This window comes from Streptomyces sp. NPDC002144 (genome assembly GCF_053593695.1).
On record NZ_JBSFDB010000034.1, the window covers coordinates 76,978 to 102,712 of the forward strand.

Annotated in this window: 22 protein-coding genes; 5 read left to right on the forward strand and 17 right to left on the reverse strand. The window is 72.0% G+C overall.

Features of this window, described 5'->3' with window-relative positions:
* Positions 1–91 precede the first annotated feature (91 nt).
* A complete protein-coding gene (locus ACWCQ1_RS37580; protein ID WP_133044829.1) occupies positions 92–1,303 on the forward strand; it encodes an MFS transporter in 1,212 nt (403 codons plus the stop codon).
* On the opposite strand, the gene ACWCQ1_RS37585 is transcribed toward ACWCQ1_RS37580, so the two are convergent.
* Together ACWCQ1_RS37585 and ACWCQ1_RS37590 are read right to left on the reverse strand one after the other, a co-directional pair.
* Positions 1,263–1,721, reverse strand: coding sequence for an acyl-CoA thioesterase (locus ACWCQ1_RS37585; RefSeq protein WP_358603330.1), 459 nt, complete (start codon positions 1,719–1,721; stop codon positions 1,263–1,265). The two genes, ACWCQ1_RS37580 and ACWCQ1_RS37585, sit on opposite strands and share 41 nt — an antisense overlap.
* A gap of 88 nt (positions 1,722–1,809) precedes the next feature.
* Positions 1,810–3,069: an alginate lyase family protein gene (locus ACWCQ1_RS37590; RefSeq protein ID WP_451028383.1), complete on the reverse strand. Its 1,260-nt coding sequence runs from the start codon at positions 3,067–3,069 to the stop codon at positions 1,810–1,812.
* Positions 3,070–3,207: 138 nt separating this feature from the next.
* Between ACWCQ1_RS37590 and ACWCQ1_RS37595 the strand changes: the two genes are divergently transcribed.
* Positions 3,208–4,587 (forward strand): uracil-xanthine permease family protein, encoded by a 1,380-nt coding sequence (locus tag ACWCQ1_RS37595; protein ID WP_451028384.1) that lies wholly within the window; start codon positions 3,208–3,210, stop codon positions 4,585–4,587.
* Here ACWCQ1_RS37595 and ACWCQ1_RS37600 read toward each other — a convergent pair.
* The gene (locus ACWCQ1_RS37600; RefSeq protein ID WP_133045037.1) at positions 4,566–5,675 is read right to left on the reverse strand and encodes a glycoside hydrolase family 6 protein; all 1,110 of its coding nucleotides are present in this window, start codon (positions 5,673–5,675) and stop codon (positions 4,566–4,568) included. The two genes, ACWCQ1_RS37595 and ACWCQ1_RS37600, sit on opposite strands and share 22 nt — an antisense overlap.
* A gap of 175 nt (positions 5,676–5,850) precedes the next feature.
* On the opposite strand from ACWCQ1_RS37600, the gene ACWCQ1_RS37605 reads away from it, so the two are divergent.
* Positions 5,851–6,537, forward strand: coding sequence for a DUF5995 family protein (locus ACWCQ1_RS37605; RefSeq protein WP_358603321.1), 687 nt, complete (start codon positions 5,851–5,853; stop codon positions 6,535–6,537).
* A gap of 152 nt (positions 6,538–6,689) precedes the next feature.
* Here ACWCQ1_RS37605 and ACWCQ1_RS37610 read toward each other — a convergent pair whose 3' ends face one another.
* The 10 genes from ACWCQ1_RS37610 to rpe form a co-directional block, all read right to left on the reverse strand.
* A complete protein-coding gene (locus ACWCQ1_RS37610) occupies positions 6,690–8,393 on the reverse strand; it encodes a flavin monoamine oxidase family protein (RefSeq protein WP_133044834.1) in 1,704 nt (567 codons plus the stop codon).
* A gap of 41 nt (positions 8,394–8,434) precedes the next feature.
* Positions 8,435–9,223: a carbon-nitrogen hydrolase family protein gene (locus ACWCQ1_RS37615; protein WP_133044835.1), complete on the reverse strand. Its 789-nt coding sequence runs from the start codon at positions 9,221–9,223 to the stop codon at positions 8,435–8,437.
* A 649-nt stretch (positions 9,224–9,872) separates the two neighbouring features.
* A complete protein-coding gene (locus tag ACWCQ1_RS37620) occupies positions 9,873–11,015 on the reverse strand; it encodes an MFS transporter (RefSeq protein WP_358603480.1) in 1,143 nt (380 codons plus the stop codon).
* Positions 11,016–11,098: 83 nt separating this feature from the next.
* On the reverse strand, positions 11,099–11,551 hold the full coding sequence (locus ACWCQ1_RS37625) for an Lrp/AsnC family transcriptional regulator (RefSeq protein ID WP_133044837.1): 453 nt from the start codon (positions 11,549–11,551) through the stop codon (positions 11,099–11,101).
* 10 nt (positions 11,552–11,561) lie between these two features.
* Positions 11,562–13,028, reverse strand: a complete 1,467-nt coding sequence (locus tag ACWCQ1_RS37630; protein WP_133044838.1) for an amino acid permease — start codon at positions 13,026–13,028, stop codon at positions 11,562–11,564.
* Positions 13,029–13,342: 314 nt separating this feature from the next.
* Positions 13,343–14,785, reverse strand: a complete 1,443-nt coding sequence (locus ACWCQ1_RS37635) for a GuaB1 family IMP dehydrogenase-related protein (protein ID WP_451028386.1) — start codon at positions 14,783–14,785, stop codon at positions 13,343–13,345.
* Between the two features lie 107 nt (positions 14,786–14,892).
* On the reverse strand, positions 14,893–15,219 hold the full coding sequence (locus ACWCQ1_RS37640) for a barstar family protein (RefSeq protein ID WP_358603315.1): 327 nt from the start codon (positions 15,217–15,219) through the stop codon (positions 14,893–14,895).
* The gene (locus ACWCQ1_RS37645; protein ID WP_358603313.1) at positions 15,216–15,587 is read right to left on the reverse strand and encodes a ribonuclease domain-containing protein; all 372 of its coding nucleotides are present in this window, start codon (positions 15,585–15,587) and stop codon (positions 15,216–15,218) included. Before ACWCQ1_RS37645 ends, ACWCQ1_RS37640 begins: the two co-directional genes overlap by 4 nt.
* A 40-nt stretch (positions 15,588–15,627) precedes the next feature.
* The gene (locus tag ACWCQ1_RS37650) at positions 15,628–16,671 is read right to left on the reverse strand and encodes a sugar-binding transcriptional regulator (protein WP_133044842.1); all 1,044 of its coding nucleotides are present in this window, start codon (positions 16,669–16,671) and stop codon (positions 15,628–15,630) included.
* Between the two features lie 88 nt (positions 16,672–16,759).
* Positions 16,760–17,446: a ribulose-phosphate 3-epimerase gene (gene rpe, locus ACWCQ1_RS37655; protein WP_133044843.1), complete on the reverse strand. Its 687-nt coding sequence runs from the start codon at positions 17,444–17,446 to the stop codon at positions 16,760–16,762.
* Positions 17,447–17,580: 134 nt separating this feature from the next.
* Between rpe and ACWCQ1_RS37660 the strand changes: the two genes are divergently transcribed.
* Positions 17,581–19,740 carry an MMPL family transporter gene (locus ACWCQ1_RS37660; RefSeq protein ID WP_358603310.1) on the forward strand — a complete coding sequence of 720 codons (2,160 nt, stop codon included), beginning with the start codon at positions 17,581–17,583 and terminating at the stop codon, positions 19,738–19,740.
* Here the strand turns inward: ACWCQ1_RS37660 and ACWCQ1_RS37665 are convergent.
* Complete coding sequence (locus ACWCQ1_RS37665) at positions 19,721–21,130, reverse strand: RsmB/NOP family class I SAM-dependent RNA methyltransferase (protein WP_133044845.1); 1,410 nt, start codon at positions 21,128–21,130, stop codon at positions 19,721–19,723. The two genes, ACWCQ1_RS37660 and ACWCQ1_RS37665, sit on opposite strands and share 20 nt — an antisense overlap.
* A 97-nt stretch (positions 21,131–21,227) precedes the next feature.
* Positions 21,228–22,160: a methionyl-tRNA formyltransferase gene (gene fmt / locus ACWCQ1_RS37670; RefSeq protein ID WP_358603307.1), complete on the reverse strand. Its 933-nt coding sequence runs from the start codon at positions 22,158–22,160 to the stop codon at positions 21,228–21,230.
* 310 nt (positions 22,161–22,470) lie between these two features.
* On the opposite strand from fmt, the gene ACWCQ1_RS37675 reads away from it, so the two are divergent.
* A complete protein-coding gene (locus tag ACWCQ1_RS37675; RefSeq protein ID WP_358603304.1) occupies positions 22,471–23,013 on the forward strand; it encodes a hypothetical protein in 543 nt (180 codons plus the stop codon).
* A 316-nt stretch (positions 23,014–23,329) separates the two neighbouring features.
* On the opposite strand, the gene ACWCQ1_RS37680 is transcribed toward ACWCQ1_RS37675, so the two are convergent.
* Positions 23,330–25,480 carry a primosomal protein N' gene (locus ACWCQ1_RS37680; protein ID WP_451028385.1) on the reverse strand — a complete coding sequence of 717 codons (2,151 nt, stop codon included), beginning with the start codon at positions 25,478–25,480 and terminating at the stop codon, positions 23,330–23,332.
* A 90-nt stretch (positions 25,481–25,570) separates the two neighbouring features.
* Positions 25,571–25,735: methionine adenosyltransferase domain-containing protein (locus ACWCQ1_RS37685; RefSeq protein WP_356770916.1), on the reverse strand; the 165-nt coding region annotated here is incomplete at its 5' end.

Consider the following 25,735-nt stretch of genomic DNA (forward strand, 5'->3'; position numbering starts at 1 on the left):
CGTACGGCCAGTAATCCCCTATTTATCAGGCAGGGTTCCTGATAGTTTATCCGGCGCGAGCGGCAACGGAGCGGCGACGGGAGGGCCGAGAATGAGTGACGTGGTCTACGACCGGCACGAGGCGAGGCGGGCCCGGTACGCCGTGGCCGCCGTGTTCACCGTGCACGGCGCCGTCACCGGCTCGTTCGCCACCCGCGTTCCCTGGGTCCAGGAACACGCCCACCTCAGCGCGGGAGAGCTGGGCTTCGCGCTCGCCTTCACCGCGTTCGGCGCGTCCTGCGCCATGCCGCTGGCCGGCCGTATCAGCCACCGTTTCGGCAGCCGTACGGCCCTGCGCGGGCTGATCGCGATGTGGACCCTGTCCCTGATCCTGCCGGCGCTGGCCCCGAACATGCTCACCCTGTGCCTGGCGATGTTCGTCTACGGCGCGAGCGCGGGCATGGCCGACGTCGCCATGAACGCGCTGGGCGTCGAGATCGAGCACCGTCTCGACAAGTCGATCATGTCCGGTCTGCACGGCATGTGGAGCGCGGGCGCCCTGATCGGCTCGGCGGGCGGCACGCTCGCCGCGCACCTCGGCGCGGACGCCCGTGTCCACTTCGCACTCGCCGCGGGGACCCTCACCGCACTCGGCCTGCTGGCCTGCACCTGGGTGCTCGACCTGCAGCCCGCCGAGGACGAGGAGCCGCCGCCGAGGTTCGCGCTGCCGCCCAGGTCCGCCCTGCTCATCGGTGCCGTCGGCTTCTGCGCGGTGTTCGCGGAGGGCGCGAGCCTGGACTGGTCGGCGGTGTTCCTGCGCGACCAGCTGGACACCTCGGCGGGTCTCGCGGCGGCGTGCACGACCGGATTCATGCTCACCATGGCGGTGGCGCGGCTGGTCGGCGACGCGGTGGTCAACCGTTTCGGCGCGGTGCGCACCGTCCGGGCCGGCGGTGTCCTCGCCGTCCTCGGCGGTCTGCTCATCGTCGTCGCGGGCGAACCGGTCGTGGCGATGGGGGGCTTCGCGCTGCTCGGCCTCGGCATCGCCGTCGTCGTACCGCTGTGCTTCGCGGCGGCCGGGCACAGCGGCCCGAATCCGAGTCAGGCGATCGCGGGTGTCGCGACCATCACCTACACCTCGGGCCTGATCGCGCCCGGCCTGATCGGCGGGGTGGCGCAGGCGACGAGCCTGGTGGTGTCGTTCGTGCTGGTGACCGTGCTGGCCGGCGGTCTCGCGGCCTTCGCCGGGGTGCTCAGGACCGGCGAGCGCAACCGGCCGAGGGTCAGTCCGCCGAGCGCAGCAGTTCCCGACCCGCGGCCCTGAAGGCGTCGCTCCACGGCGCGGGGCGCATCGTCCCAGGGTCCAGACGGACCAGGACCCGGGTGCCCTGTGCGTAGGTGACCGCGCCGTCCTCGGAGCAGAACCGGAAGCCGTAGGTCAGGCCGGTGGTGCCGAGCCGCTCCAGCCAGAGGTGGACGGCGTAGGTGCCGGGCCGGGTGACCGGGGCCTCGTAACTGACGCGGAGCTCCTTGACGGCGTTGCAGGCATCGCCGGCCGCCGCCCAGTCGCCCGCGAAGTGGATGCCGTGCTCCTGCCACAGCTCGGCCCAGGCGCGCTCCACCATCAGCGGGTAGCGGGCGTTGTGGAGGAGACCGAGCGCGTCGAGGTCGTCGAAGTGGACGGTGACGGGGATCAGCCGGCCGTGGGACAGGGCGGGCGCGATCGGGGCTTCGGCGGTCACGGGTGGGGCTCCTGAGCGTCAAGGGTGAAGCGGTGGGGACACTCCATCCTAAGCGGACGCTCAGGAGCCCCGGTCGGGAAGGGCCTGGTCAGCCCGCTATGGAGTCCAGCTGCTCGGCTGCCGGACGCAGCTCCCAGAGGTCACCGCCGGGGGGCGCCTCCAGTTTCGCGACGGCCCTCCGGGCGGCCTTGTCCCCCGCGTCCGCCGCCGCGTGCACGACGTCGCTCGCCGCATAGCGGTGGAACTCCAGCTCCGGGTACGGCCAGGCGGCGGACCCGGTCGCGGTGGGCAGCAGGAAGTCCACGGCCTTCAGGACCCCCTGTCCGTCCGGCCCGTGATAGGCCCACAGGTTCACGCCGACGTGCCGGCCGATCGCCGCGAGCCGGGTGTAGGCGACCAGGTCGAAGGTCGAGTAGTGCCAGCTGCGGGTGCGGGCCAGCTCCTGCGGCTGGCTGCCGTCGGCGGCGATCTGCGGATCGACGCGTCTGGCACGCGCGTCCAGGACGGTCTTCCGGGCCAGCGCCCGGTCGCCGGTGGCGTACGCGAGGGCGGCGAGTTGCATGTCGTAGAAGGTGCCGTGGTTGTTGGCGGCGGCGCCCTCGTCCTTGCCGAAGGCGCTGTTCTTCAGCCAGCCGAGGAAGTTGGTGTTCCACTTGCCCATCGCGGCGCGGTCCTTGGCGCTCCAGCCCGGCGCCCCGGTGGCCAGAAGGGCCTGGGCGTCGAGGACGCTGGTGTACGACTGCGAGAAGTCGATGATGCCGATGGCGCGCCCGTCGTACTTGCACGGGATGAACTGGGCGTGGTTCAGGTTCGGGTTCATCCGGGTGGCCGGGTCCAGGAACCAGGTGCGCAGGACCTGCGCAGCCTTCTCGGCGTACACCTGCCTGCCGGTGTAGTACCAGGCCAGTGAGAGGTCGTACGTCGAGTCGAAGACCTTCTCGACGTCCTGGCGGTCGGTGCCGCTGTCGACCTCGGGGTTGCGCTGTCCGTCCCGCTGAACGTACGGGCAGCCCCAGGGATTGTCGGCGGTCGGGGTCGTGGTGGGCCACCAGTAGGGGGCCTGGCTGAGGTAGTCGTGGACGTCGCCGCCGGGGGCGGGCTTGGGTTTGTCGACGACCGTCCACGGACCCTGGTTCAGCCAGGTGTCGGCGCGGGCCGTCAAGGTCCGCAGTTCCCGGCGCAGTTGGGGATCACCGCGGTCGAGGCGGGCTTTCGTCTGCTGCAGTCGGCCGCCGTCGAGGACGGCGGTGTCGGGGGTCTTGGGGCTCGCGTGTGCGGAGGGGACGAGGGCGGCTCCGATGGTCACCACGGCGGCGAGCAGCACGGCCGCGCGGGATCTTCCACTCATCTGGCACTCCGATCCATCGAACGGACGGTCAGGAATGTGAACGTGGTTCATGAGTAGGACCGTGTGAGCGTAGAACCCCGAGGTAGCCGTGACAATGGTCCGGACAGGACTTCATGTATAGAGAAAGCGAATCCCCCCATGGACCTCGGCGTGCGCTGGAAACTGCACGGAGACGGGCGGACGCCCGCGCCCGGAGCGGTGGTACGGCCCGACGAACGGCTCTCCTGGCCGCGCACCGTCGGGCTCGGCGCCCAGCACGTGGTCGCGATGTTCGGCGCGTCCTTCGTGGCGCCGGTGCTGATGGGCCTGGACCCCAACCTCGCGATCATGATGTCGGGCGTCGCGACCGTGATCTTCCTGCTGGCGACGCGGGGCCGGGTGCCGAGCTATCTGGGCTGCTCGCTGTCGTTCGTGGGGGTGGCGGCCGTGATCCGGGCACAGGGCGGCACGAGCGCCACCGTCACCGGCGCGGTCCTCGTCGTCGGCTTCGCGCTGTTCCTGGTGGGGCTCGCCGTGCAGCGCTTCGGCGCGCGGATCATCCATGCCGCGATGCCGCCGATCGTGACGGGTGCGGTGGTCATGCTGATCGGCTTCAACCTGGCGCCGGTGACCGCCTCCACCTACTGGCCGCAGGACCAGTGGACCGCCCTGCTGGTCATGCTGTTCACCGGCCTGGCGGTGGTCTGTCTGCGCGGTTTCCTCTCACGCATCGCGATCTTCCTGGGCCTGGTCTTCGGGTACGCGATCTCCTGGGTCTTCGACCGGATCTTCGGGAAGATCCACTCGATCGACGCGAGCGGCAGGCTCACCGACCACTGGCGCCTGGACCTCTCCGGCGTCGGCAAGGCGGACTGGATCGGCCTGCCGTCCTTCCACGGGCCCACCTTCCAGTGGTCGGCGATCCTCGTCGCGCTTCCGGTCGTGATCGCCCTGGTCGCCGAGAACGCCGGGCACGTCAAGGCGGTCGGCGAGATGACCGGCGACCGGCTCGACGACCGGCTCGGCACGGCGATCTCGGCCGATGGCGTCGGCTCCGTCCTGTCCACCGCGGTGGGCGGCCCGCCCAACACCACCTACTCCGAGAACATCGGCGTGATGGCCGCGACCCGCGTCTACTCCACCGCCGCCTACTGGGCCGCGGCCGGCTTCGCCCTCCTGTTCGGCCTCTGCCCGAAGTTCGGCGCGGTCGTGGCCGCGATCCCGGGCGGTGTCCTCGGCGGCATCACCGTCATCCTGTACGGCATGATCGGTCTGCTCGGCGCGCAGATCTGGACCAACGCCCGGGTGGACCTGCGCAATCCGCTCAACCTGGTCCCGGCAGCGGCGGGCATCATCATCGGCGTCGGCAACGTGACGTTGAAGTTCACCGACACCTTCTCCCTCAGCGGCATCGCCCTCGGCACCCTCGTCGTCATCACCGGGTACCACGCGCTGCGCGCCTTCGCCCCGCCCCACGTCAAGTCGCAGGAGCCGCTGCTGGACGAGGGCACGTCCTCCTACGACGAGGCCAAGTCGTAGGCGTACGACGGGCTGAACGTCCCCGGCGCCCCCTTGCACCCGTCCGACTCCCCCGGCAGCTTCACCCACAGATAGGCGTCGATGCGCGCCTCGCCGGTGCCGAGCGTCGGCGCCCGCCCGATCCCGCGTCCCGCAGGATCGCACCACTGTCCGTCGGGCGGGGCACCGTTGCCGTTGCGGCTGGTGTCGATGACGGCACCGAGGCCGGCGGGGCCGCCCAGGTCGGCGAGGACCGTACGGTCGTAGGCGATCTCGTCGGCCGTGGTGCGGAAGTTGGAGACGTTGCTGAATATTCCGTCGGAGGAGGCGGGGGAGGCGGCGCCCGCCTGTCTCAGCAGGTCGGCCTGTTTGTCGGCCGGGTTCCAGCCGGAGTGCCCGGCGTCGTAGTACACGCGGGCCTTCGGGTCGGCGTCCTTCAGGACGCGGCCGGCGCGGGCCAGGGAGGCGAAGCGGGCGGTGCGTTCGCTCCCGGAGAGGCAGTCGGACTGGGCGATCGAGTCGGGCTCCAGGACGACGACGACCTCGCCCCGGCCCAGACCGGTCGCGAAGGAGTCGATCCACGCGTCGTAGGCGGCGAGGTCCGGCGCTCCGCCCTGGGAGGCGCCCCCGCAGTCGCGGTCGGGTATCGCGTACGCCACGAGGACCGGCACCCGGTCCTGCGCGGCGGCTTTCGAGGTGACCGCGCGGACGCGGGAGGCGATGGTCGCGGGTGTGGGGTCGGTGAACCACACGGCCGCCGGTTCGTCGGCGATCCGGGACTCGATGAGCGGGGTGCGCGGGTCGCCGGGGTGGGCGCGGACCCAGTCGAGGACCTCGGAGCCGGGGTACAGGTAGAGACGGGCGGACACCGTCGGCGGTCGCGGGCTCTCCTTCGTCCTGGTGGGCGCCGGGCTGCTGGTCCTCGGTGAACTCCGCACGGGCGACGGGGACTTGGTGACCGTCGGTGTCGCGGACACCTGGTCCGGCGTAGGCGATCCGGTCACCTCCGGTTTCGCCGCCTCTGTGCCCGTGACCCGCCGGTCGTCGAGGGCGGACACCGTGCCGGTCACGGTGCCGGTGGCGACCACGACGTACGCGAGGGCGACCATGGCACCCCGCCGGGCGGCACGCCGGCGCTCGGCCCTGCGGGCCGCCAGACGCCGGGCACGCAAGCCTGACACGGCGTCGCTCCTCCCTCCCCCCGCCGCGAGCGCGTTCCCCCGTTCCGGGGAAGCACCGGGCCCGGCGGCGCTCCCGTCAGCCTAGGACTGGGACCCTTCCCCCATGGCGCAATTGGAACACTTCACCACATCCGTAGACACGGTCGTCTCCCGTATGCGCGCCCTGGACGCAAGGCTGCCCGAGCGGGACGGCCTCGCCGTCTTCAACCGCGTCTACCTCGCCGTCACCGAGTCCGTCGACCGGCACATCGACCGGGGCGCCTTCTCCGACCCACGGGCGGCGATCACGCTGGACGTGCGGTTCGCGGAGCGCTACCTCGCGGCCGTGGAGGCCGTGGCCGACGACCGCCGCCCGCCCGCCTGCTGGCGCCCCCTATTCCAGTTCCGCCGTCATCCCGGCGTACGTCCCCTGCAGTTCGCGCTGGCGGGCATCAACGCGCACATCGGCCACGACCTGGCGCTGGCCGTCGTAGACAGCTGTCGTACGTTGGGCTGCGAACCGGCCGATCTGGAGGACGAGTTCGACCGCGTGGGCGACCTCCTCGTCTCGCTGGAGGAGCGCATCCGCGAGGATCTGATGCCGGGCCCCGACCTGCTCCAGATCGCCGACCCGCTGACCCATCTGTTCGGCTCCTGGAGCCTGGAGCGCGCCCGGGACGCCACCTGGACGGCCGCGCGGGCCCTGTGGGCGCTGCGCCGGCTGCCGGACGTGGCCGAGGAGTTCACCGAACGGCTGGACACGGCCGTCGGCTTCGCGAGCCGCATGCTGCTGACCCCACTACCGGATTAGGCGCCCCGAGCCCGCGCCCCGGGACCTGTACGGCTTCGAGGGCCCCAAGCCCGCCCGCCCGATCCCGCTCCTGCTGCCCACCGACAGCCGGAAGGCGATGGCCTCAGTGGCCTGGCCGCCGAGGTCCACGAGGCGGTTCGCGCAGGCGGTGTCTAGTCCTCCGGCAGTTCGACCGGCGCGATCTCGTCGTACACGTCGCCCGGGCCCGGGTTGGCCGCGTCCGTCTCGCCGCCCAGATGGTGCATGACGCCCCAGACCGCGTTCAACGCGGTCTGGATGGCGCCCTCCGCCCAGCCCGCCGTCCACGAGATGTCGTCGCCGGCGAGGAAGATGCCCCGCTTGTCCTCGGGCAGCCGGTCCTGCATGAAGTGCGTGAACAGGCGCCGCTGATAGCGGTAGTGACCGGGCAGGTTGGCCTTGAACGCGCCCATGAAATAGGGCTCGTTCTCCCAGGACACGGTCACCGGGTTGCCGATGATGTGCTTGCGGATGTCGACCTTCGGATAGATCTCCGACAGCGACTTCAGCATGACCTCCATCCGCTCGTTCGCGGACAGCGGCAGCCACTTCAGACTGTCGTCGCACCAGGTGTACGACAGGCAGATGACCGCCGGCCTGTCCGGACCGTCGTCCAGGAGGTAAGTACCGCGCGTCATGCGGTCGGTGAGCGTCATCGACATGACGTCCCGGCCGGTCTCCTCGTCCTTGTCCAGCCAGAACGGCCGGTCCACGGGCACGAAGAGCTTGCTGGACTCCATGTAGTGGGTGCGCTCGATGGCGGTCCAGTGGTCGATCGGGAAGAGCGAGTCGTCGCAGGCGATCTTCGACAGCAGCATCCAGGACTGGGCGGTGAAGATCGCCGCCTTGTAGGTGCGGATGTCGCCGCCCGCGTCGGTCACGGTGATCCGGTTGCCGGCCGCGCGGTGCAGCCGGGTCACGGCGGGGCGGGGCTCACCGTTCACGTGCAGCGACTTCAGCGAGGTGCCGTAGGGCCAGTGGACGATCTTCTCCGGCTCGCGCTCCCACAGGCGCAGCGGCAGCTGCTGGGAGCCGCCGACGATGCCCCGGTGGTGGTCGTCGGCCTCGGTGTAGACGACCCGCAGGATCTCCAGGATGGAGTTGGGGAAGTCGGTGTCCCAGCCGCCGGTGCCGAAGCCGACCTGGCCGAAGATCTCGCGGTGCCGGAAGGACTTGAAGGCCTCGGAGTCGCAGAGGAAGCCGTAGAAGGTCTGGTTGTCGAGCTTCTCGACGAGCCGGGCCCAGATCTCGCGGATGCGCGGCACGTCCCGCTCGCGCAGGGCGCGGTTCATGTCGGAGAAGTCGGCGCCCTCTTCGAGGCACTTGTTCCAGGCGGCGGCGACGTCACGGTAGACCTGCGGCAGGTCGTCGATCGTCTCGGCGTAGTGCGACTCGCCCTTGAGGTCGACGACGGTCGAAGGAGTCGCCTCCGCAAGGGGGTTGGGGAAGGGCCGCGTCTCCAGGCCGACCAGGTCGATGTAGTGCTGGAGGGCGGTGGAGGAGGGCGGGAAGCGCATCGCGCCCATCTCGGCGGTCAGGCCCTCGGTGCCCTGGCCGTCGAAGCCGACGGTCCGCAGCCGTCCGCCGATCCGGTCGGCCTCGTACACGACCGGCTTCAGGCCCATCTTCATCAGCTCGTACGCGGCCACGATGCCCGACAGTCCGCCGCCGATGACCGCGACCTCGGTGCCGTGGGCGGTCGCCGGTATCTGGCCGAGGCCCGCCGGGTGGGCGAGGAAGTCGTCGTACGCGTACGGGAAGTCCGGGCCGAACATGGTGATCGGCGGCAGCTGCTGCTCGTCCGCATGCTCGACGGCGTTGGGCACGGTGGACGTCATGGGGTACGGACTCCTTGCACAGACAGGGCGTTGGGGGTGTTTCAGACCAGGGACCCGTACAGACCGGGGCGGCGGTCCTTCAGGTACGGGTTGGCCTCGCGGGAGGCGGCGAGGAAGGCGGGGTCGACGTCGGCGACCACCAGTTCCTCGCCGCGGCCGGCGCGGGTGCGGGCGATGCCGTCGGGGCCGGCGAGGGCGGACAGTCCGAAGAACTCGAACTCGCCCTCCGGGCCGACCCGGTTGACGTAGGCGACGTACATCTGGTTCTCCCAGGCACGCACCGGGACCATGGCCTCGGCGACGAACTGGAACGGGTGCATGTTCGCCGTCGGCACGACGAGCAGGTCGGTGCCGGCCAGGGCGTGGGCGCGGGCGTTCTCCGGGAACTCGACGTCGTAGCAGATCATCAGGCCCACGGTCAGGCCGCCGAGCCGGGCCTGGACGAGCGACTGCTCGCCGGGGGTGAAGTGCTCGCGCTCTGCGGGGCCGAAGAGGTGGGTCTTGCGGTAGTTCGCGAGCCGCGTGCCGTCGGCGGAGATCAGCTGCGCGGAGTTGTGGACGGTCTCGCCGTCCCGCTCCGGGTAGCCGTAGACGAGCGCGATGCCGTGCCGGGCGGCCATCTCGGCGACCGCCTCGGCGGACTCGCCGTCGGCCGGCTCGGCGAGGCGCGCGATGTCGTCGCCGATCGAGTAGCCGGTCAGGAACATCTCCGGCGCGGCCAGCAGCCCGGCGCCCGCGGCGGCGGCACGGCCCGCGGCCGCGTCGAGGACCTTGAGGTTCTCGGCGACGGATCCGGGACGTCCGGAGCTCTGGAGCAGGGCGGTGCGCATGCGGGTTCCTCACCGGTGCGGATGCTTTTGAGGGTCACCTAGAAGGTACGGTCGCGACGCCACGACCAGCAAGAAGAAGCCGTTGCGCGCCGGTGAGCGGTTCATTGCGTACGACACCGGTCCGACGACGATTCGTTGCGCGCCCGGCACGAGGGCCCGTCGCCACAGCGGCGTCGCCGACCGATGGTCGGCCGCACTACGTCATGGACGCCCCCCGCCAAGTCGTCCGACCATCCTCCCGACGCGCCGCGCGCAAGCCCTCGCCCGGGCGTACTGATTTCTCGGGCGATCCGGCGGCAATTCCCTGCGCGACCCAGTGCGAGAGCCTCTCGCCACAGCAGGGTCGCCGACCGATGGACGGCCGCACTACGTCATGGACGCCCTCGCGAAGTCGTTCGACCGTCCTCCCGACGCGCCGCGCGCAAGCCCTCGCCCCGGGCGTACCGGGCTTTGGGCGGTCCAACGGCGATCCGTTGCGCCCCCGGTGCGGCCATACCGGGGTCGTCGACCGATGGGCGGTCGCATGGCGTCATGGGCGTCCCTCGGGCGACGTTGTTCGACCGTGCTCCCGACGTGCCGCGCGGAAGCCCTCGTCCCGGACGTACTGGGGTCTTGGGCGGCCGGGCGGCGATTCGTAGCGGGCCCAGCGCTACCGCTCGCGGGTGCGGATCGTCAGGACGAGTGCCGTCAGCAGGTACGGCAGGGCGAAAACGGTGAAGGCGGTGGCGTGGTCGGTTCGGGTGGCTGTTGCCGCGTATCCGGCGTACACGGCGACGGTGAGCAGTTCCGTGCCGAGGCCGGCGACCGAGGTGAGGGTGGCCCGGCCGGTGTCGTCGATGCGCTGCTGGAGGCGGACGTCTGCGAGGACGGTCGCCAGCTGGAAGCCGCCGAAGGCCAGCGCCACCAGGCCGAGGGCGACCGGTGTCCCGGCCGCGGCGCCCGCCGCGAGGGCGACGGCCGCTCCCCCGAGCAGCAGGGCGAGGCCCCTCCTCCCCAGCCGTTCGCAGCGCCCCGCGAGCAGGCTGCCGGCCGTGGCGCCCGCCCAGACCAGCAGGAGCAGATAGGGCACCCGCGCCTCGGACACACCGGTCTCGCGCACCAGCAGAGGCGTGTACTCGTCCAGCGCTCCCCATACGGCGGTCACGACGGGGACGAGGAGGATCGCCCCGCGCAGCGAGCGCTCGCGCCGGACGTCAGCGAAGCCGGCCCTGAGGGTCGCGACCCAGCTCTCCGCCTCGCCCTCCACGGCCGCCCGGTGTTCCGGGAACCGGCTCCCCACGACGGCGCTCGCCAGGCAGGCCAGCACGCTCGCCGCGCCCACGGCCGCGAAGCCGCCCCAGGCGAGGACCGGCCCGGCCAGGCCCATCGCGGCCATCACCGCGACCAGCCCCGCCGCACGGGACCGGCCCATCACGCGCGCGTACCGCTCGCTCTCACCGAGCCGCTCCAGCTCCTCGTAGACGAGCGCCTCCAGCGCGCCGGAGACCAGGGCTCCCCGGGCGCCCCACAGCACGAAGCCGAGGGCGAACGCCCAGTAAGAGGGCACGAGCACCCACAGGCCGAAGCCGACGGCGGTGAGCAGCGGGCCGAGGACGAGCAGCAGGCGCCGGGAGACCGCGTCGGCCCAGGCGCCGGAGGGCACCTCCAGGACGACTCCGGTCACCGACCAGATGACGAAGAGCGAGGAGATCTGCCAGACGGACAGGCCGGTGTCGCTGAACAGCAGCGCGTACACCGGGTAGAGCAGGACGAAGTCGTCCAGGAACGCGTAGCCGTACAGCGTCGTCGTGATCCGGCGGGCGCCGGCGGTGGAGGATCAATGTCGCCAGGTCATGTCACCGATGGTAGGCGGGCCGGGCGGGTCCGTCCCCCGTATTACCCGGGTGAACCCGACGAGAAGCGGCGCAGCAGCGGCGACAGCACCAGCACGGACTTGGTGCGCTCCACGAACGGCTCCCCGGCGATCCGCTCCAGCACACGCTCGAAGTGCCGCATGTCGGAGGCGAAGACCTGCACGATGGCGTCCGCGTCGCCGGTGACGGTGGAGGCGGCGACGACCTCCTGGTACCGCTCCAGACCTCGCCGGATGGTCTCCGGCGAGGTGTTGTGCCGGCAGTAGATCTCGACGAACCCCTCGGTCTCCCAGCCCAGGGCCGAGGGGTCCACCCGGACGGTGAAACCGGTGATGGCGCCGGTGGCCCGCAGCCGGTCCACCCGCCGCTTCACGGCGGGGGCGGAGAGGCCCACGATCTGCCCGATGTCCGCGTAGGAGCGGCGGGCGTCCTCGGCGAGGGCGTGCACGATGCGTTCGTCGAGATCGTTCAGCACGGTGAGTGGATCAGCTTTCAGGTGTTGCCAGACGGGAGCGGCGATGGCCGTACCCGAAGTAGACCACGAGCCCGACGGCCATCCAGACACCGAAGACAACCCAGGTGACGGTGGACAGACTGCCCATCATCCAGACGCAGAACGCGAGGCCGAGCGCGGGCAGCACCGGCGAGAGAGGGACGCGGAAGGTGCGGTGCATCCCCGGGCGGGTCCGGCGCAGTACGACGACGGCTATGTTGACCAGCGCGAAGGCGAACAGCGTGCCGATGCTGGTGGCGTCGGCGAGCTGGCCGAGGGGAATCGCGGCCGCTAGGACGCCGCAGAACAGCGACACGATCACCGTGTTGGCGCGGGGGGCGCCGGTCTTCGGATGGACCTTGGCGAAGACCTTGGGCACAAGGCCGTCGCGGGACATCGCGAAGAGGATGCGGGTCTGGCCGTAGAGGACGGTCAGCACCACGCTGGCGATGGCGATGACCGCGCAGGCGGCGAGCAGGGTGCCCCAGAACGTCTGCCCGGTGACCTCGCGCATGATCTGGGCGAGCGCGGCCTCGGAGTCGTTGAACCGCCGCCAGGGCTTGGCACCGACGGCGACGGCGGCGACGAGGACGTACAGCGCGGTGACGATGACCAGCGACAGCATGATGGCGCGGGGCAGGTCGCGCTGGGCGTCCTTGGCCTCCTCGCCGGCGGTGGAGGCGGCGTCGAAGCCGATGTAGGAGAAGAACAGCGTGGCCCCGGCGGCGCTGACGCCCGCCATGCCCAGCGGCATGAAGTGCGCGTAGTTCCCGGACCGGAAGCCCTGGATGCCGATGGCGCAGAACAGCACCAGCGCGGCGATCTTCACGCACACCATGACGGTGTTGGCGCGGGCCGACTCCCGGGCACCCCCCAGCAGGAACGCCATGGCCAGCAGGACGACGATCAGCGCGGGGAGGTTGAAGACGCCGCCGTCTCCGGGCGGGGCCGACAGGGCGTCCGGGATCGTGACGCCGATCGTCCCGTCGAGCAGTTCGTTGAGGTACTCGCCCCAGCCGACGGCGACGGCGGCCACGGACACGCCGTACTCGAGGACCAGGCACCAGCCGCAGATCCAGGCGATCAGCTCGCCCATCGTTGCGTATGCGTACGAGTACGAGGAGCCGGAGACCGGGATGGTGCCGGCCAGCTCGGCGTAGGAGAGGGCCGAGAAGAGGGCGGTGAGCCCGGCGATCACGAAGGACAGGGTGACGGCCGGACCGGCCTTGGGGACGGCCTCGCCCAGCACCACGAAGATGCCGGTGCCGAGCGTGGCACCGATGCTGATCATGGTCAGCTGCCACAGCCCGAGGGAGCGCCTCAGGCTCCCTCCCTCGCCCTGGCCGCCCTCCGCGACCAGGCGTTCCACCGGCTTGCGCCGCATGAGACGCGCACCGAGGCCCGGGGACGGTGAGGCCGACGGGGTGCGCTTTCGCGGGGGTGCGCCTTGGTCCAGCACGCGCTGACTCCTTCGTCACGGCGGTTCGGGCGGCGGGGACCTGTGGCACCCCCGCGCCTGCGGGGAACCACCGAGCGGGGGCCCCGCCACGCCACGTACAGCGCATGACCCTACGGGCAGCACCTTCGCAGACGAAATGCAGCAACCTTGCGTACCCGCGCAAGTTCCTTGCGTTCATCGCGGTCGCATGCCCATTCGTTGCGCCCGGTCCGCAGGTCCCGTCGCGATCCCGTCGCAACGGCCCATCTCCTGTCCTGCGAAGCGGGCGGCGCTGCCCCCGATTTTCAACGGGGGCCTCGGACCACGGACTTGGGTCAGTTCCAGCTGGCGTGCAGGGGCTTGCCCTCGGCGTAGCCGGCGGCGCTCTGGATGCCGACGACCGCCTTCTCGGCGAACTCCTCCAGGGAGCCGGCGCCGGCGTAGGTGCAGGAGGAGCGGACGCCCGCGATGATCGAGTCGATCAGGTCCTCGACGCCGGGGCGGGCCGGGTCGAGGAACATCCGGGAGGTGGAGATGCCCTCCTCGAACAGCGCCTTGCGGGCCCGGTCGTATGCCGACTCCTCGGAGGTGCGGTTGCGGACGGCGCGGGCCGAGGCCATGCCGAACGACTCCTTGTAGAGGCGCCCGTTGGCGTCCTGCTGAAGGTCGCCCGGGGACTCGTAGGTACCCGCGAACCACGAACCGATCATGACGTTCGACGCCCCGGCGGCCAGCGCCATCGCCACGTCACGCGGGTGCCGGACACCGCCGTCGGCCCACACGTGCTTGCCGTACTTCCTCGCCTCGGCGGCGCACTCCAGGACGGCGGAGAACTGCGGCCGGCCGACGCCGGTCATCATGCGGGTGGTGCACATGGCGCCGGGCCCGACACCGACCTTGACGATGTCGGCGCCGGCCTCGATCAGATCCCTGACGCCCTCCGCGGCGACGATGTTGCCGGCCACGATCGGGACCTGCGGGTCCAGGGCCCGTACCACCTTGATCGCGCCGATCATCGACTCCTGGTGGCCGTGCGCGGTGTCGATGACGAGCGTGTCCACGCCCGCGTCCAGCAACTGCTTGGCCTTGCCCGCGACATCGCCGTTGATGCCGACGGCGGCGGCGATGCGCAGCCTGCCGTTCGCGTCGACGGCCGGCGTGTACAGCGTGGCGCGCAGGGCGCCCTTGCGGGTGAGGATGCCGGCGAGGCGGCCCTCCTTGTCGACGGCGGGCGCGTAGCGGCGGTTGGCCCCGTCGAGGCGGTTGAAGGCCTCGCGCGGGTCGATGTCGGCGCCGAGCAGCACCAGGTCCTTGGACATCACGACCTCGAGCTGCGTGAAGCGGTCCACCCCGGTCAGATCCCGGTCGGTGACAACACCGACGGGACGGTGCTCCTCGTCGACGACGACCCCCGCGTTGTGCGCCCGCTTGGGCAGCAGGGCGAGGGCGTCGGCGACCGTCTGGTGCGGGGTGAGGATGATCGGGGTGTCCAGGACGAGGTGCCGGCTCTTCACCCAGGAGACGACCTCGGTGACGACCTCGATCGGGATGTCCTGCGGGATGACCACCAGTCCGCCGCGCCGGGCCATCGTCTCGGCCATCCGGCGGCCGGCGATGGCGGTCATGTTGGCGACGACCAGCGGGATCGTGGTGCCCGTGCTGTCCGGGGAACTGAGGTCCACACCCTGCCGTGAGCCGACCGCGCTGCGGCTCGGGACCATGAAGACGTCGTCGTACGTCAGGTCGTACGGGGGCTGGATGTCGTTGAGGAAACGCACGTGCTGCACATCCCAGTCGATCAGAGGTGGCCCCCGGACAGGTCAGCCAGGGGGAAGAGCACGTACTTCATTGTCCCATGCCGACCGGAATGCACTGCCCGGGCGAATCATCCAGGCAGGTCAGAGGTGCCTTCGGAGGAACCTCCAAGGGCGAGGGCCACCGTGGCGGCGGAGGCGTGCGCGAACACGTCGAGCGCGGTGTCCCACTCGTCCGGACGGGCCTCGGCGTACGGCTTCCAGTTGTGCACGACGACCAGCAGCCCCTTGCCGGCCGCCTCCTCGGGCCACACACCCGGGTCGGAGAGGACGTCGGCCAGCGCGTCCCAGTTGCGGCCGAAGTACTCCGGCAGCCGCAGATCCCGGGCGCACCGGTCCATCAGGCCCGCCTTGTCCGTGACTCCGTCGAGGTCCAGCGTGACCGTCAGCTGTGTCATCTGCGTACCGCCCTGAACGACTTGTAGTGATCGTCGGTGTAGTAGATCTCGCCGCCCTGCCCGGTGACGATGCGCCGGGCCCCGCGGTCGCGCGAGCCGGGCGTCGGCACCGTGTACTCGTGGTAGTAGCCGCGCTCGTGCCGGGGCAGCAGTCCCTCGAAGTTGCCGAACACGACACCGTCACGGGCGTACGGGAAGGGGCCGCCCCGGTCGATGAGGGCGAGCGTCTGCCGTGCCTCGGCGGGGAGTTGGGCGACCCGGACGGTCGCCGTGCCGTCGGACCGACCGGACCCGGAACCGGTGGCGGAGCACCCGGCCACGAGGACCAGCAGACACAGAAGCAAGCGGGGGACGGACCGGAGCAGCATGAGCCGATGCTGCCACGGCCCATCCCCTCGCGACCGTCTGTCAGGGGCCGTCGGGGTCCGCCCGGTTGAGCGCCGAACGCGGTGTCGGGCCGGCCGTCATCAGGACGTCCGCCGCCGAGGTGTCCGTCACCAGGCTGGTGACCAGCCCCGACCTCAGCACCGCGTCGATCGCGGCGGCCTTGCGCGCCCCGCCCGCGATCGCGACGACTTCGGGGATACGGCGCAGCTGGTCCGTCTTGACGGTGATGCACCGCTCCCCCAGGTCCCGTCCGACCCGGCGCCCCTCGGCGTCGAAGAGGTGCGCGGACATCTCCGCGGCGACACCGAGGGAGGCGTAGTGTGCGCGCTCCTCGTCGCTGAGCATGTCGTGCACCGTGGAGATCCCGGGCTCCCAGGAGCCGATGGAGACACAGGCGACGGTGACCTTGTCGAAGTACTCGAAGGCCCGCGCGATCCCGGTCTGGTTGCGCAGCGCGGCCGCGGTGGCCGCGTCCGGCAGCAGCATCGGCGCGTAGATCGGGTGGGCGTCGCCGCCGGAGACCTGGGCGGCCCGGCGCACGGCCTCCACCGAGCCGCGCTCGGCGGTCCCGGCGTCGTACACGCCCGTCAGCTGCACCACCGTGCACGGCGGCAGCTTGTCCAGGGCCGCGGCCATGTGGATGGTGGAGCGACCCCAGGCAAGGCCGAGCACATCGCCCTCGTTGACCAGCTCGCCGAGCAGATCGGCGGCCACCTCACCGAGGTTCTCCGGGTCGGGTGAGTCCTCGGCCTCGGCCGGGGACTCGACGACGACGGCGTGCCTGAGGCCGTAGCGGGCGCGCAGCGCGTCCGAGCGCTCCGCGTCCAGCTCGGCCGGGACGCGGATCTCGATGCGCACGAGATCCCGTTCGAGGGCCGTCTCCAGCACCCGGGCCACCTTGAAGCGGCTGACGCCGAACTCCTCCGCGATCTGGATCTTGGACTTGCCCTCGAGGTAGAAGCGGCGGGCCATGGCCGCCGCCTGCACCAGCTCAGCGGGTCCCATCCGCACTGCTGACCGGCCCGCCGACATACCCGACACGGCGATCTCCTCACTGCTGTTCACACTCTGGACTCGCCGTTCATCCTTGCAGATTCGGCGTACTTGATCCGCCCTGATGGGCGCCGTTCACGTCTGTTCATCGACCTGTGGCTCAGTGGTTGCATGCCCAGGACGCCTTGGCCGTGGCTCCCTCCGCCTGCGCGCGCAGGGCACGGACCGCCTCGGAGGGGTCCTCGGCCCCGTACACCGCGGAACCGGCGACGAAGACGTCCGCGCCGGCGTCCGCGCAGCGTTCGATGGTGGACTCCGAGACCCCTCCGTCGACCTGGAGCCACAGTTCGAGGCCGTGCTTGCTGATCAACTCGCGGGTGCGCCGGATCTTCGGGAGCATGATGTCGAGGAACGCCTGCCCGCCGAAGCCCGGCTCCACCGTCATGATCAGCAGCATGTCGAGCTCCGGCAGCAGGTCCTCGTACGGCTCGATGGGCGTCGCGGGCCGCAGCGCCATGGAGGCACGGGCGCCCTTGGCCCGGATCTCCCGGGCCAGCCGCACCGGAGCGGTTGCCGCCTCGACATGGAAGGTGACGGAACCGGCACCCGCTTCGACGTACTGGGGCGCCCACCGATCGGGGGCCTCGATCATCAGATGGCAGTCCAGCGGGGTGTCCGTCGCACGGGCCAGGGACTCTACGACCGGCACACCGAGCGTGAGGTTCGGGACGAAATGGTTGTCCATGACGTCTACGTGGAGCCAGTCGGCTCCGTCGACCGCCTTGGCCTCGTCCGCGAGGCGGGCGAAGTCGGCGGACAGGATGCTGGGGTTGATCTGCGCGGCCATGACCCAAGCCTGCCATGTCCGGGCACGTTTGTTCGCGCCGGTCCAGACCTAAGCCGTTCATCGGATGTTGTGCGCGGGCGCAGCGTGCCATGCTGGGCCGCTCACCGGCACCACGTACGTCCACGGGGGTCGCCATGAGGCAACTGGACGCATGGAAGCGGAACACCATCCGGTTCGTCTGCGGACGGCGCTCCAAGTGGCTGATCGTGATCCTGTGGCTGGTGGTCCTGGTGATCGCGGCGCCGTTCGGCTCCAAGCTCAACAGCGCCCAGGACAACGACGCTCAGTCCTGGCTGCCCGGCTCCGCCGAGTCCACCCAGGTCCTGAACGCTTCCGAGCACTTCAGGCCCGAGCAGATCCCCGCGGTCGTCGTCTACGCGCGCGCGAGCGGACTCACGGTCCAGGACCGGCGGCAGATCGCCCAGGACGCCCGGCAGCTCAGGACCCTGCACGACCACGGCATCCGCGGCGCCGAGACCCGCGGCCCGGTCTACGACCGTACGACGGCCCCGCGTGCCGCCCAGATCTACGTGCCGATCACGATGGACGCGCAGGGCTGGCAGCGCATCGCGCCCGCGGTCGACTCGATCCGCGACCAGGTCGGCAAGGGTGGCGACGGGCTGGCGGTGCACATCACCGGACCCGGCGGCACGTCCGCCGACTTCTCCAAGGCCTTCGAGGGCATCGACTCGACGCTGCTGTTCTCCGCGATGGCGATCGTGATCGTGATCCTGCTGTTCACGTACCGCAGCCCGACCCTGTTGTTCGTGCCCCTGGTCGGGGTGGTGGTGGCCCTGTTCACGGCGCAGGCACTGATCTATGTGCTGGCGAAACACGCCGGCCTGACCGTCAACGGCCAGAGCGCCGGCATCCTGACGGTCCTCGTCTTCGGCGCGGGCACCGACTACGCGCTGCTGCTGGTCGCCCGCTACCGGGAGGAGCTGCGCCGGCACACGGACCGGCACGAGGCGATGGAGCTCGCCATGAACCGGGCGGGCCCGGCGGTGCTCGCCTCCGGGGCGACGGTGGTGCTGAGCATGCTGGTCCTTCTGGTCGCCGAGATGAACTCGACCCGGGGCCTGGGCCCGGTGGCGGCCATCGGCGTGATGGTCGCCCTGCTGGCCATGCTGACGCTCTTCCCCGCCCTGCTGCTGGTCTTCGGCCGCTGGATCTTCTGGCCCGCCATCCCGCACGAGGGCTCGGCCGATCCGGTCGAACGCGGCGTCTGGGCCCGCATGGGCCGCCGTTTCGCCCGCCGTCCCCGCATGGTCTGGGGCATCACGGCCGGGGTACTGGTCGTCCTGTCCCTGGGCCTGTTCCAGCTGCGCGCGGCGGGCATCGCCAACGCGGACGCCTTCACCAACACGCCCGACTCGATCGTGGGGCAGAAGGTGTCGGCGCGGTACTTCCCGGCGGGCACCGGGGACCCGCTCGTGATCGTCTCCAACAAGGCCCAGGCCGTCTCGGTGGGCCGTGCCGTCGCCGCGGACCGCGGGGTCGTGCCGCAGAGCATCGGCGTACCGCCGGGCACCGCGCCCGAGCACGACGGGCAGGTGCTGTTCGAGGCGACCATGCGCGCCCCCTCCGACAGCGACGCGGCCAAGGCGACCGTGCAGCGGGTACGGGACGCGGTGCACGCCGTGCCCGGCGCCGACGCGAAGGTCGGCGGCGGTACGGCCGCCCTGCTGGACATGGAGAACGCCCAGACCCACGACAACTACCTGGTCATCCCGCTCGTCCTGGCCGTCGTGCTGCTGGTGCTCGGCGTGCTGCTGCGCGCCGTCGTGGCCCCGCTCCTGCTGATCGGGACGGTGTGCCTGTCGCTGGCGAGCGCGCTGGGCCTGAGCGCCCTCGCCTTCCGGCATGTCTTCGACTACGCGGGCGAGGACGTGTCCTTCCCGCTGTTCGTCTTCGTGTTCCTGGTGGCCCTCGGCATCGACTACAACATCTTCCTGACCACCCGTGTCCGCGAGGAGGCCATCCGTCAGGGGACCCGCCCCGGCGTGGTCACCGGCCTCGCCGCGACCGGCGCGGTGATCACGTCCGCGGGACTGGTCCTCGCCGGCACCTTCGCCGCGCTGGGCACCCTGCCGATGGTCGGCTTCGCGGAGATCGGCTTCGCGGTCGCCCTCGGCGTCCTGCTGGACACGTTCGTGGTGCGCTCCGTGCTGGTGACGTCGCTCTTCCTGGACGTGGGCAAGAAGGTGTGGTGGCCGCACCACCTGGCGCACGCGGACGGCGAGACACCCGCTCCGGAGGCGGTCGGCGCGAAGGTCAGCCAGTCCTCCGAATGAGCGCCAGATACATGGCGTCGGTCCCGTGCAGATGCGGCCACAGCTGTACGTCGGGGCCCTCGCCGAGGTCCGGCACGCCCGGCAACAGGGGCCGGGCGTCGAGGAGTTCGGTCTCCGGGTGCTGCTTGAGCAGGTCGTCGACGACGGCCCGGGTCTCGGCGAGGTGCGGAGAGCAGGTGGCGTAGCCGACGACTCCTCCGACCCGTACCGCCTCCAGCGCGCTCTTCAGCAGGCCGCGCTGGAGCGGGCCGAACCCGTCCAGGTCCTCGGGGCGGCGCCGCCACCGTGCTTCGGGCCGCCGGCGCAGGGCGCCGAGTCCGGTGCAGGGCACGTCGACCAGGACCCGGTCGAAGGAGCCGGGCCGCCACGGCGGTCGGGTGCCGTCGGCGGCGATGACCTGGTAGGGACCGGGGTTGCCGTGCAACGCCCTGGCCACCAGGCCAGCCCGGTGTGGCTGCTTCTCGGAGGCGAGCAGCACGGCCCCGCGCTCGGCGGCGAGCGCGGCGAGCAGCGCGGCCTTGCCGCCGGGTCCGGCACACCCGTCGAGCCACTTCTCGTCCGGCCCGTCGAGGGGAGCAGCCGCGAGCGCGAGCGCGACGAGCTGGCTGCCCTCGTCCTGCACGCCGGCCCGCCCGTCCCGTACGGCCTCGATGGCCCCGGGCTCCCCGCCCTCGGCCAGCCGCACGGCGTACGGCGACCAGCGTCCCGGGACGGCGGACTCCTCGGCGAGCAGTTCCTCGGTGGTGGCGCGCCCGGGACGGGCCACGAGCGTCACCTCGGGCCGTTCGTTGTCGGCGGCCAGCAACTCCTCGATGCCGGCGCGCCCGCCGCCGAGCGAGTCCCACAGCGCCGAGACGACCCAGCGGGGGTGCGAGTGCACCACGGCCAGATGGTCCTCGGGGTCCTCGTCATAAGGCGGCGCGATCTTCGCCAGCCATCCGTCGAGATCGTCCTGAGCGACCTTGCGGAGAACGGCGTTGACGAACTTGGCCCGCCCGTCGCCGAGGACGACACGGGCCAGCTCGACGGAGGCGGACACCGCCGCGTGACTGGGGATGCGCGTCCCGAGCAACTGGTGCGCCCCGAGGCTCAGCACGTCCAGCACCGGCGGGTCGACCTCACGCAGCGGCCGGTCGACACAGGCGGCGATGATCGCGTCGTACGTCCCCTGCCGGCGCAGCGTCCCGTACACCAGCTCGGTCGCCAGCGCCGCGTCGCGCCCGTCGAAGTCGCCCTTCTCCCGCGCCTTCCGCAGCAGCGGCGGCAGTACGAGGTTGGCGTAGGCGTCCCGCTCGTCCACGGCCCTCAGCGCCTCGAAGGCGAGGATGCGGACGGGGTCCTTCTTGGGCCTGCGGTAGGGCTTGCCGGGTCGACGGTGCTGGTCGCTCACGAAAAAGGTGCTCCGGATACGGGATCAGGCGCTACGCCTGGGGGGCAGAGGATGCGCCTGGGGGAATCAAGGGATACGCCCCCAGCGTACGTCGGCCTCAGCGGCCGAGACTCTCCCCGTCGCCGATCCGCACACCGCGCGCCCAGTCGGCGGCCCGCATCGGCTTCTTCCCCTGCGCCTGCACCCACAGCAGCTCCACGCCGTACGAACCGGTGCCCACGTGGACGCTGTTCTTGCCGACGGCGAGCTGCCCCGGCGCCAGGTCGGTCCGCTCGGGGACGGGCGTGACCTGGATCAGCTTCAGCCGCTCACCGCGGAAGGTGGTCCAGGCGCCGGGGGCGGGGGTGCAGCCGCGCACGACCCGGTCGACCCGGAGCGCCGGTGCGGCCCAATCCACCTGAGCGTCCTCGACGGTGATCTTCGGTGCGAGGGTGATGCCCTCGGCGGGCTGCGGCACGGCCTTGAGGGCGCCGTCCTCGATGCCGTCCATGGTCGCCGCGAGCAGCCCGGCGCCCGCGAAGGCGAGGCGGGTGAGCAGGTCGCCGCTGGTGTCGGTGGGCCGGATCTCCTCGGTGACGGTGCCGTAGACGGGCCCGGAGTCGAGCCCCTCCTCGATGAGGAAGGTCGACGCCCCCGTGATCTCGTCGCCCGCCATGATGGAGTGCTGCACCGGTGCGGCCCCCCGCCAGGCGGGCAGCAGCGAGAAGTGCAGGTTGACCCAGCCGTGCGCCGGGACGTCCAGGGCGACGCGCGGCAGCAGCGCCCCGTACGCGACGACGGGACAGCAGTCCGGCGCGATCTCCCGCAGCCGCTCCAGGAACTCCGGGTCCCTCGGCTTGAGCGGCTTCAGCACCTCGATGCCGGCCTCCTCCGCCCGCTGCGCCACGGGGGACGCGACCAGCCGACGCCCGCGGCCCGCCGGGGCGTCCGGCCGCGTGACGACGGCGGCCACCTCATGGCGCCCGGAGGCGATCAGAGCGTCCAGAGCGGGTACGGCGACCTCGGGGGTCCCGGCGAAGACGAGCTTCATGGGTGGCTACGGGCCTCTCGGACGGCGACGGTTGCGGGCGACGCACAAGTCTATGACCTCGACGGGAGCGACGGGAAAGCCGCCGACGGCGTTTGCCGACGCACCGTCCGCCGTCTCGGGAACGCGGCCGACGCGCCCACCCGTACACCGCCCCCACCGCGCGCCCTCCCTCCACAGGGCGCGCGCATATGCCCTCACGCCCCCTGTGCGTGACCAGCGGAGCGAATCCGCGTTGGTCAAGAAAGAGTTGACCACAAGGGCCGCATTCGCGCTGCCCGATCCCTTTCACGCCGGTTCGAGAGGCTTGTTCATGGCCGACCACGCAACCCACGACGCCCAGGCTCGGGCCAGCCTGCACTTGCTGGTGCGGGACATCGAGCGGGTCCGCCGGCAGGTGGACGCACTGCGCACGCTCACCGCCCAGTTGGGCAACGTCTACCGCCCGCGCCGCTCCGGCCCGTCCACGGGCTTCGTCGTCTACGGACGCGCGCCCGCGCCGACGGTCCGTCTCGCCCAGGAGCTGCGGGACAGTGTCGAGACCCTGGTCACGGCGGCGGTCGACTTCGACCGTTCCCTCGGCTTCTCGTGGGACGCGGTGGGTTCCGCGCTGGGCGTCACCAAGCAGGCGGTGCACCGCCGTTACGGCGCACGCCGGGCCGCGGCCCAGGCGGCCGCCGAGGCGGAGCGCGCGACCGAGCCGTCGGGCGCCCGGACGGTCAACGTCGGCACCGGCATCCCCTCGGTGCCGACGGTCCCCGCGGCCCGCTCGATGCCGACCCAGCCGACGGCGGGCAGCCCCGTCCTCCGCGAGGAGACCAGGCCAACCGCTTTCCCGGGCCCCCGCAACGGCTGAGCCCCCCACGCCCTCCCACCCTCCCGGCCCACGTCCGGGAGGGCACACGCATGCCGTGCACGGGGCATCGGGTCGGCCTGCTGACCGAGGGGCACCGGTGCACGAAGCATCGGCTCCGCCCCACGACCACCCGCACACGAAGCATCGGCTCCGCCCGGCAACCAGCCGTCACCCGCACACGAAGCATCGGGCCCGCCCGGCAACCAGCCGTCACCCGCACACGAAGCATCGGATCCGCCTGACGACCAGCGATCACCCCTGCACGAAGCATCGGATCCGCCCGGCAACCACCGGTCACCCGTCCCTCCCGAGCCGCTCAGCCGATGTCCGGTGGATCGATCCGTACCCGGACCAGGGGCTCACCGGCCCCCCGGGCCATCCGCGCCGCCTGGGCGGCCTTCAGCGCCGAGGCGAGCGCGGCGCCGCTTCCCGGTGGTACCCGTACCAGCGCCCGCTCCCAGTGCTCCCCGGGTGGCGGCGCGCCGGGCCGTCGGGGGCGCCCGGACGTCGTGACCGGAATCGGGACCGGGCCCAGCACCTGGGCCTCGCCCGGCAGTTCCACCGTGCGCAGGAACTCCGCGACGGCTTCCGGTGCCCCGGAGACGGCGGCCATCCGCGACACCGGCGGGAAGCCCAGCTCGGCCCGCTCGCCGAGCTCCCGCACCGCGTGACCGACGGGGTCCCACCGCACCAGCGCCTGCACGGGCCGCAGGGTCGGCTCGGCGACCGCGACGACCGTGCCCCCGGCACCCTGCGGCCGCACCAGCGCGGCGGCCGCGATCCAGCGCCGCAGCGCGTCCTCGCCGGCCCGCAGATCGGGCCGCCCCAGCATGGCCCAGCCGTCCAGGAGCAGCGCCGCCGCGTATCCGCCCTCGGCGACAGGCTCGGCGCCGGGTGTGCTCACCACCAGCGCGGGCACGCACGGCACCGTGTCCAGCACATGCTCACGCCCCGAGGTCCGCACCGGTACGGCGGGGAAGGCGCGCCCCAGCTCCTCGGCCGTCCGCCGGGCGCCCACGACCTGGGCCCGCAGCCGGAAGCCGCCGCACTCCGGGCAGTGCCAGCCGCTCTCCTCGCGCCCGCACCACCCGCACCGCAGCGATCCGCCGTCCTGCCCCTCCAACGGTCCCGAGCAGTGCCGGCAGCGGGCGGGCGCCCGGCAGTTGGCGCACGCCATCCGGGGCACGTACCCCCGCCGGGGCACCTGCACGAGCACCGGGCCCTGCCGCAGGCCGTCCCTGACGACCTGCCAGGCGAGGGTGGGCAACCGGGCCGCACGGGCCGCCTCGTCGCGTGCGAGATCCCCGTCCCCCACGGTCCGCACCAGCGGCGCGGCCGCCCTGACCTGCTCCCGCGGGGCGACGAGCGGCCGCGCCCAGCCGCTCTCGACGAGCTGCGCGGCCTCCACGGTGCAGCTCCAACCGCCCAGCAGGAAGGCGCACTTGTCCTGGGCGGCCCGCAGCAGCAGCACCTCCCGGGCATGCGGCTGCGGTGCGTGCAGTTCGCTGTGGCTGTCGTCCCCGTCGTCCCAGATGGCGACGAGCCCGAGGTCCTGGACGGGCGCGAACATGGCCGCACGCGTCCCCACGACGGCCCTCACGGCCCCCCTGCGCACGGCCAGCCACTCCCGGTACCGCTTCTCGGGCCCGGCGTCGGCGGTGAGCACGGCATGCCGCCCCTCCCCCAGCAGGGACGTCAGCGCCGCGTCGACCCGGGCGACCGCCCGCCCGTCCGGCAGCACGACCAGCGCCCCGCGCCGGGAGGCCAGCGTGGCCGCCACGGCCCGGGCGATCTCCTCGCTCCACTCGGGCCCGGGCAGCGCGTTCCACACGGCGCGCGGCGCCCCGCCCGACGCCAGCGCCTCCAGAAACGCGGTGCCCCGCTCGTACCGTGCCCAGGTCCCCGCCTCCGGCCTCCCCGGCGGCGGCAACGGCTCCGGCGAGGGCCGCTGCTCGGCCCGTGCGCTGCGCGGTGGCACCGCGAGCTGCAGGACATCGGCAAGGCTCCCCGCATAGCGATCGGCGACAGCCCGCGCGAGCCCGAGCAACTCCTCGCTCAGCACCCGCTCGGGCGACACGACCTGGGCCAGCGCGGCCAGCGGCCCGGAGTAGTCGGACGCGGCCAGCCGCTCGACGAGAAACCCGTCGATCAGCCCGCCGCCCTCGCGCCGCCCCTCCCGCACCCGGTGCCGCCCGGCCCCGAACCGCACCCGCACCCGCACCCCGGGCTGCGCGTCCGCGTCCAGCTCCTCGGGCACGGCGTAGTCGAAGTACCGGTCGAGATGCAGCACCCCCTTGTCCACCAGCACCCGAGCGACCGGCAGCTCCTTGGCCAACGCGGCCCCCCGCCACGTCCGCGGCTTCGCCCGGGGCACGTCCGCCTTGCGCACGGTCTCCCGGATGAGCGCAAGCTGCTCGGCCGAAGCGCCTTCCGCCCCGTCGCCCGACCGCCCGTTCTCGCTGCTCACCCTTGCATTCTTACCAAACGGCACTGACACCGGGACACGACGAGGCCCGGCCCCCCGAAGGGAACCGGGCCTCGTGCGGTGCGGTGGGGCCTACAGGCCCGCGGCCTTGCGCAGGGCGTCCACGCGGTCGGTCTTCTCCCACGTGAAGTCCGGGAGCTCACGGCCGAAGTGGCCGTAGGCGGCGGTCTGGGAGTAGATCGGGCGCAGCAGGTCGAGATCGCGGATGATCGCGGCCGGGCGCAGGTCGAAGACCTC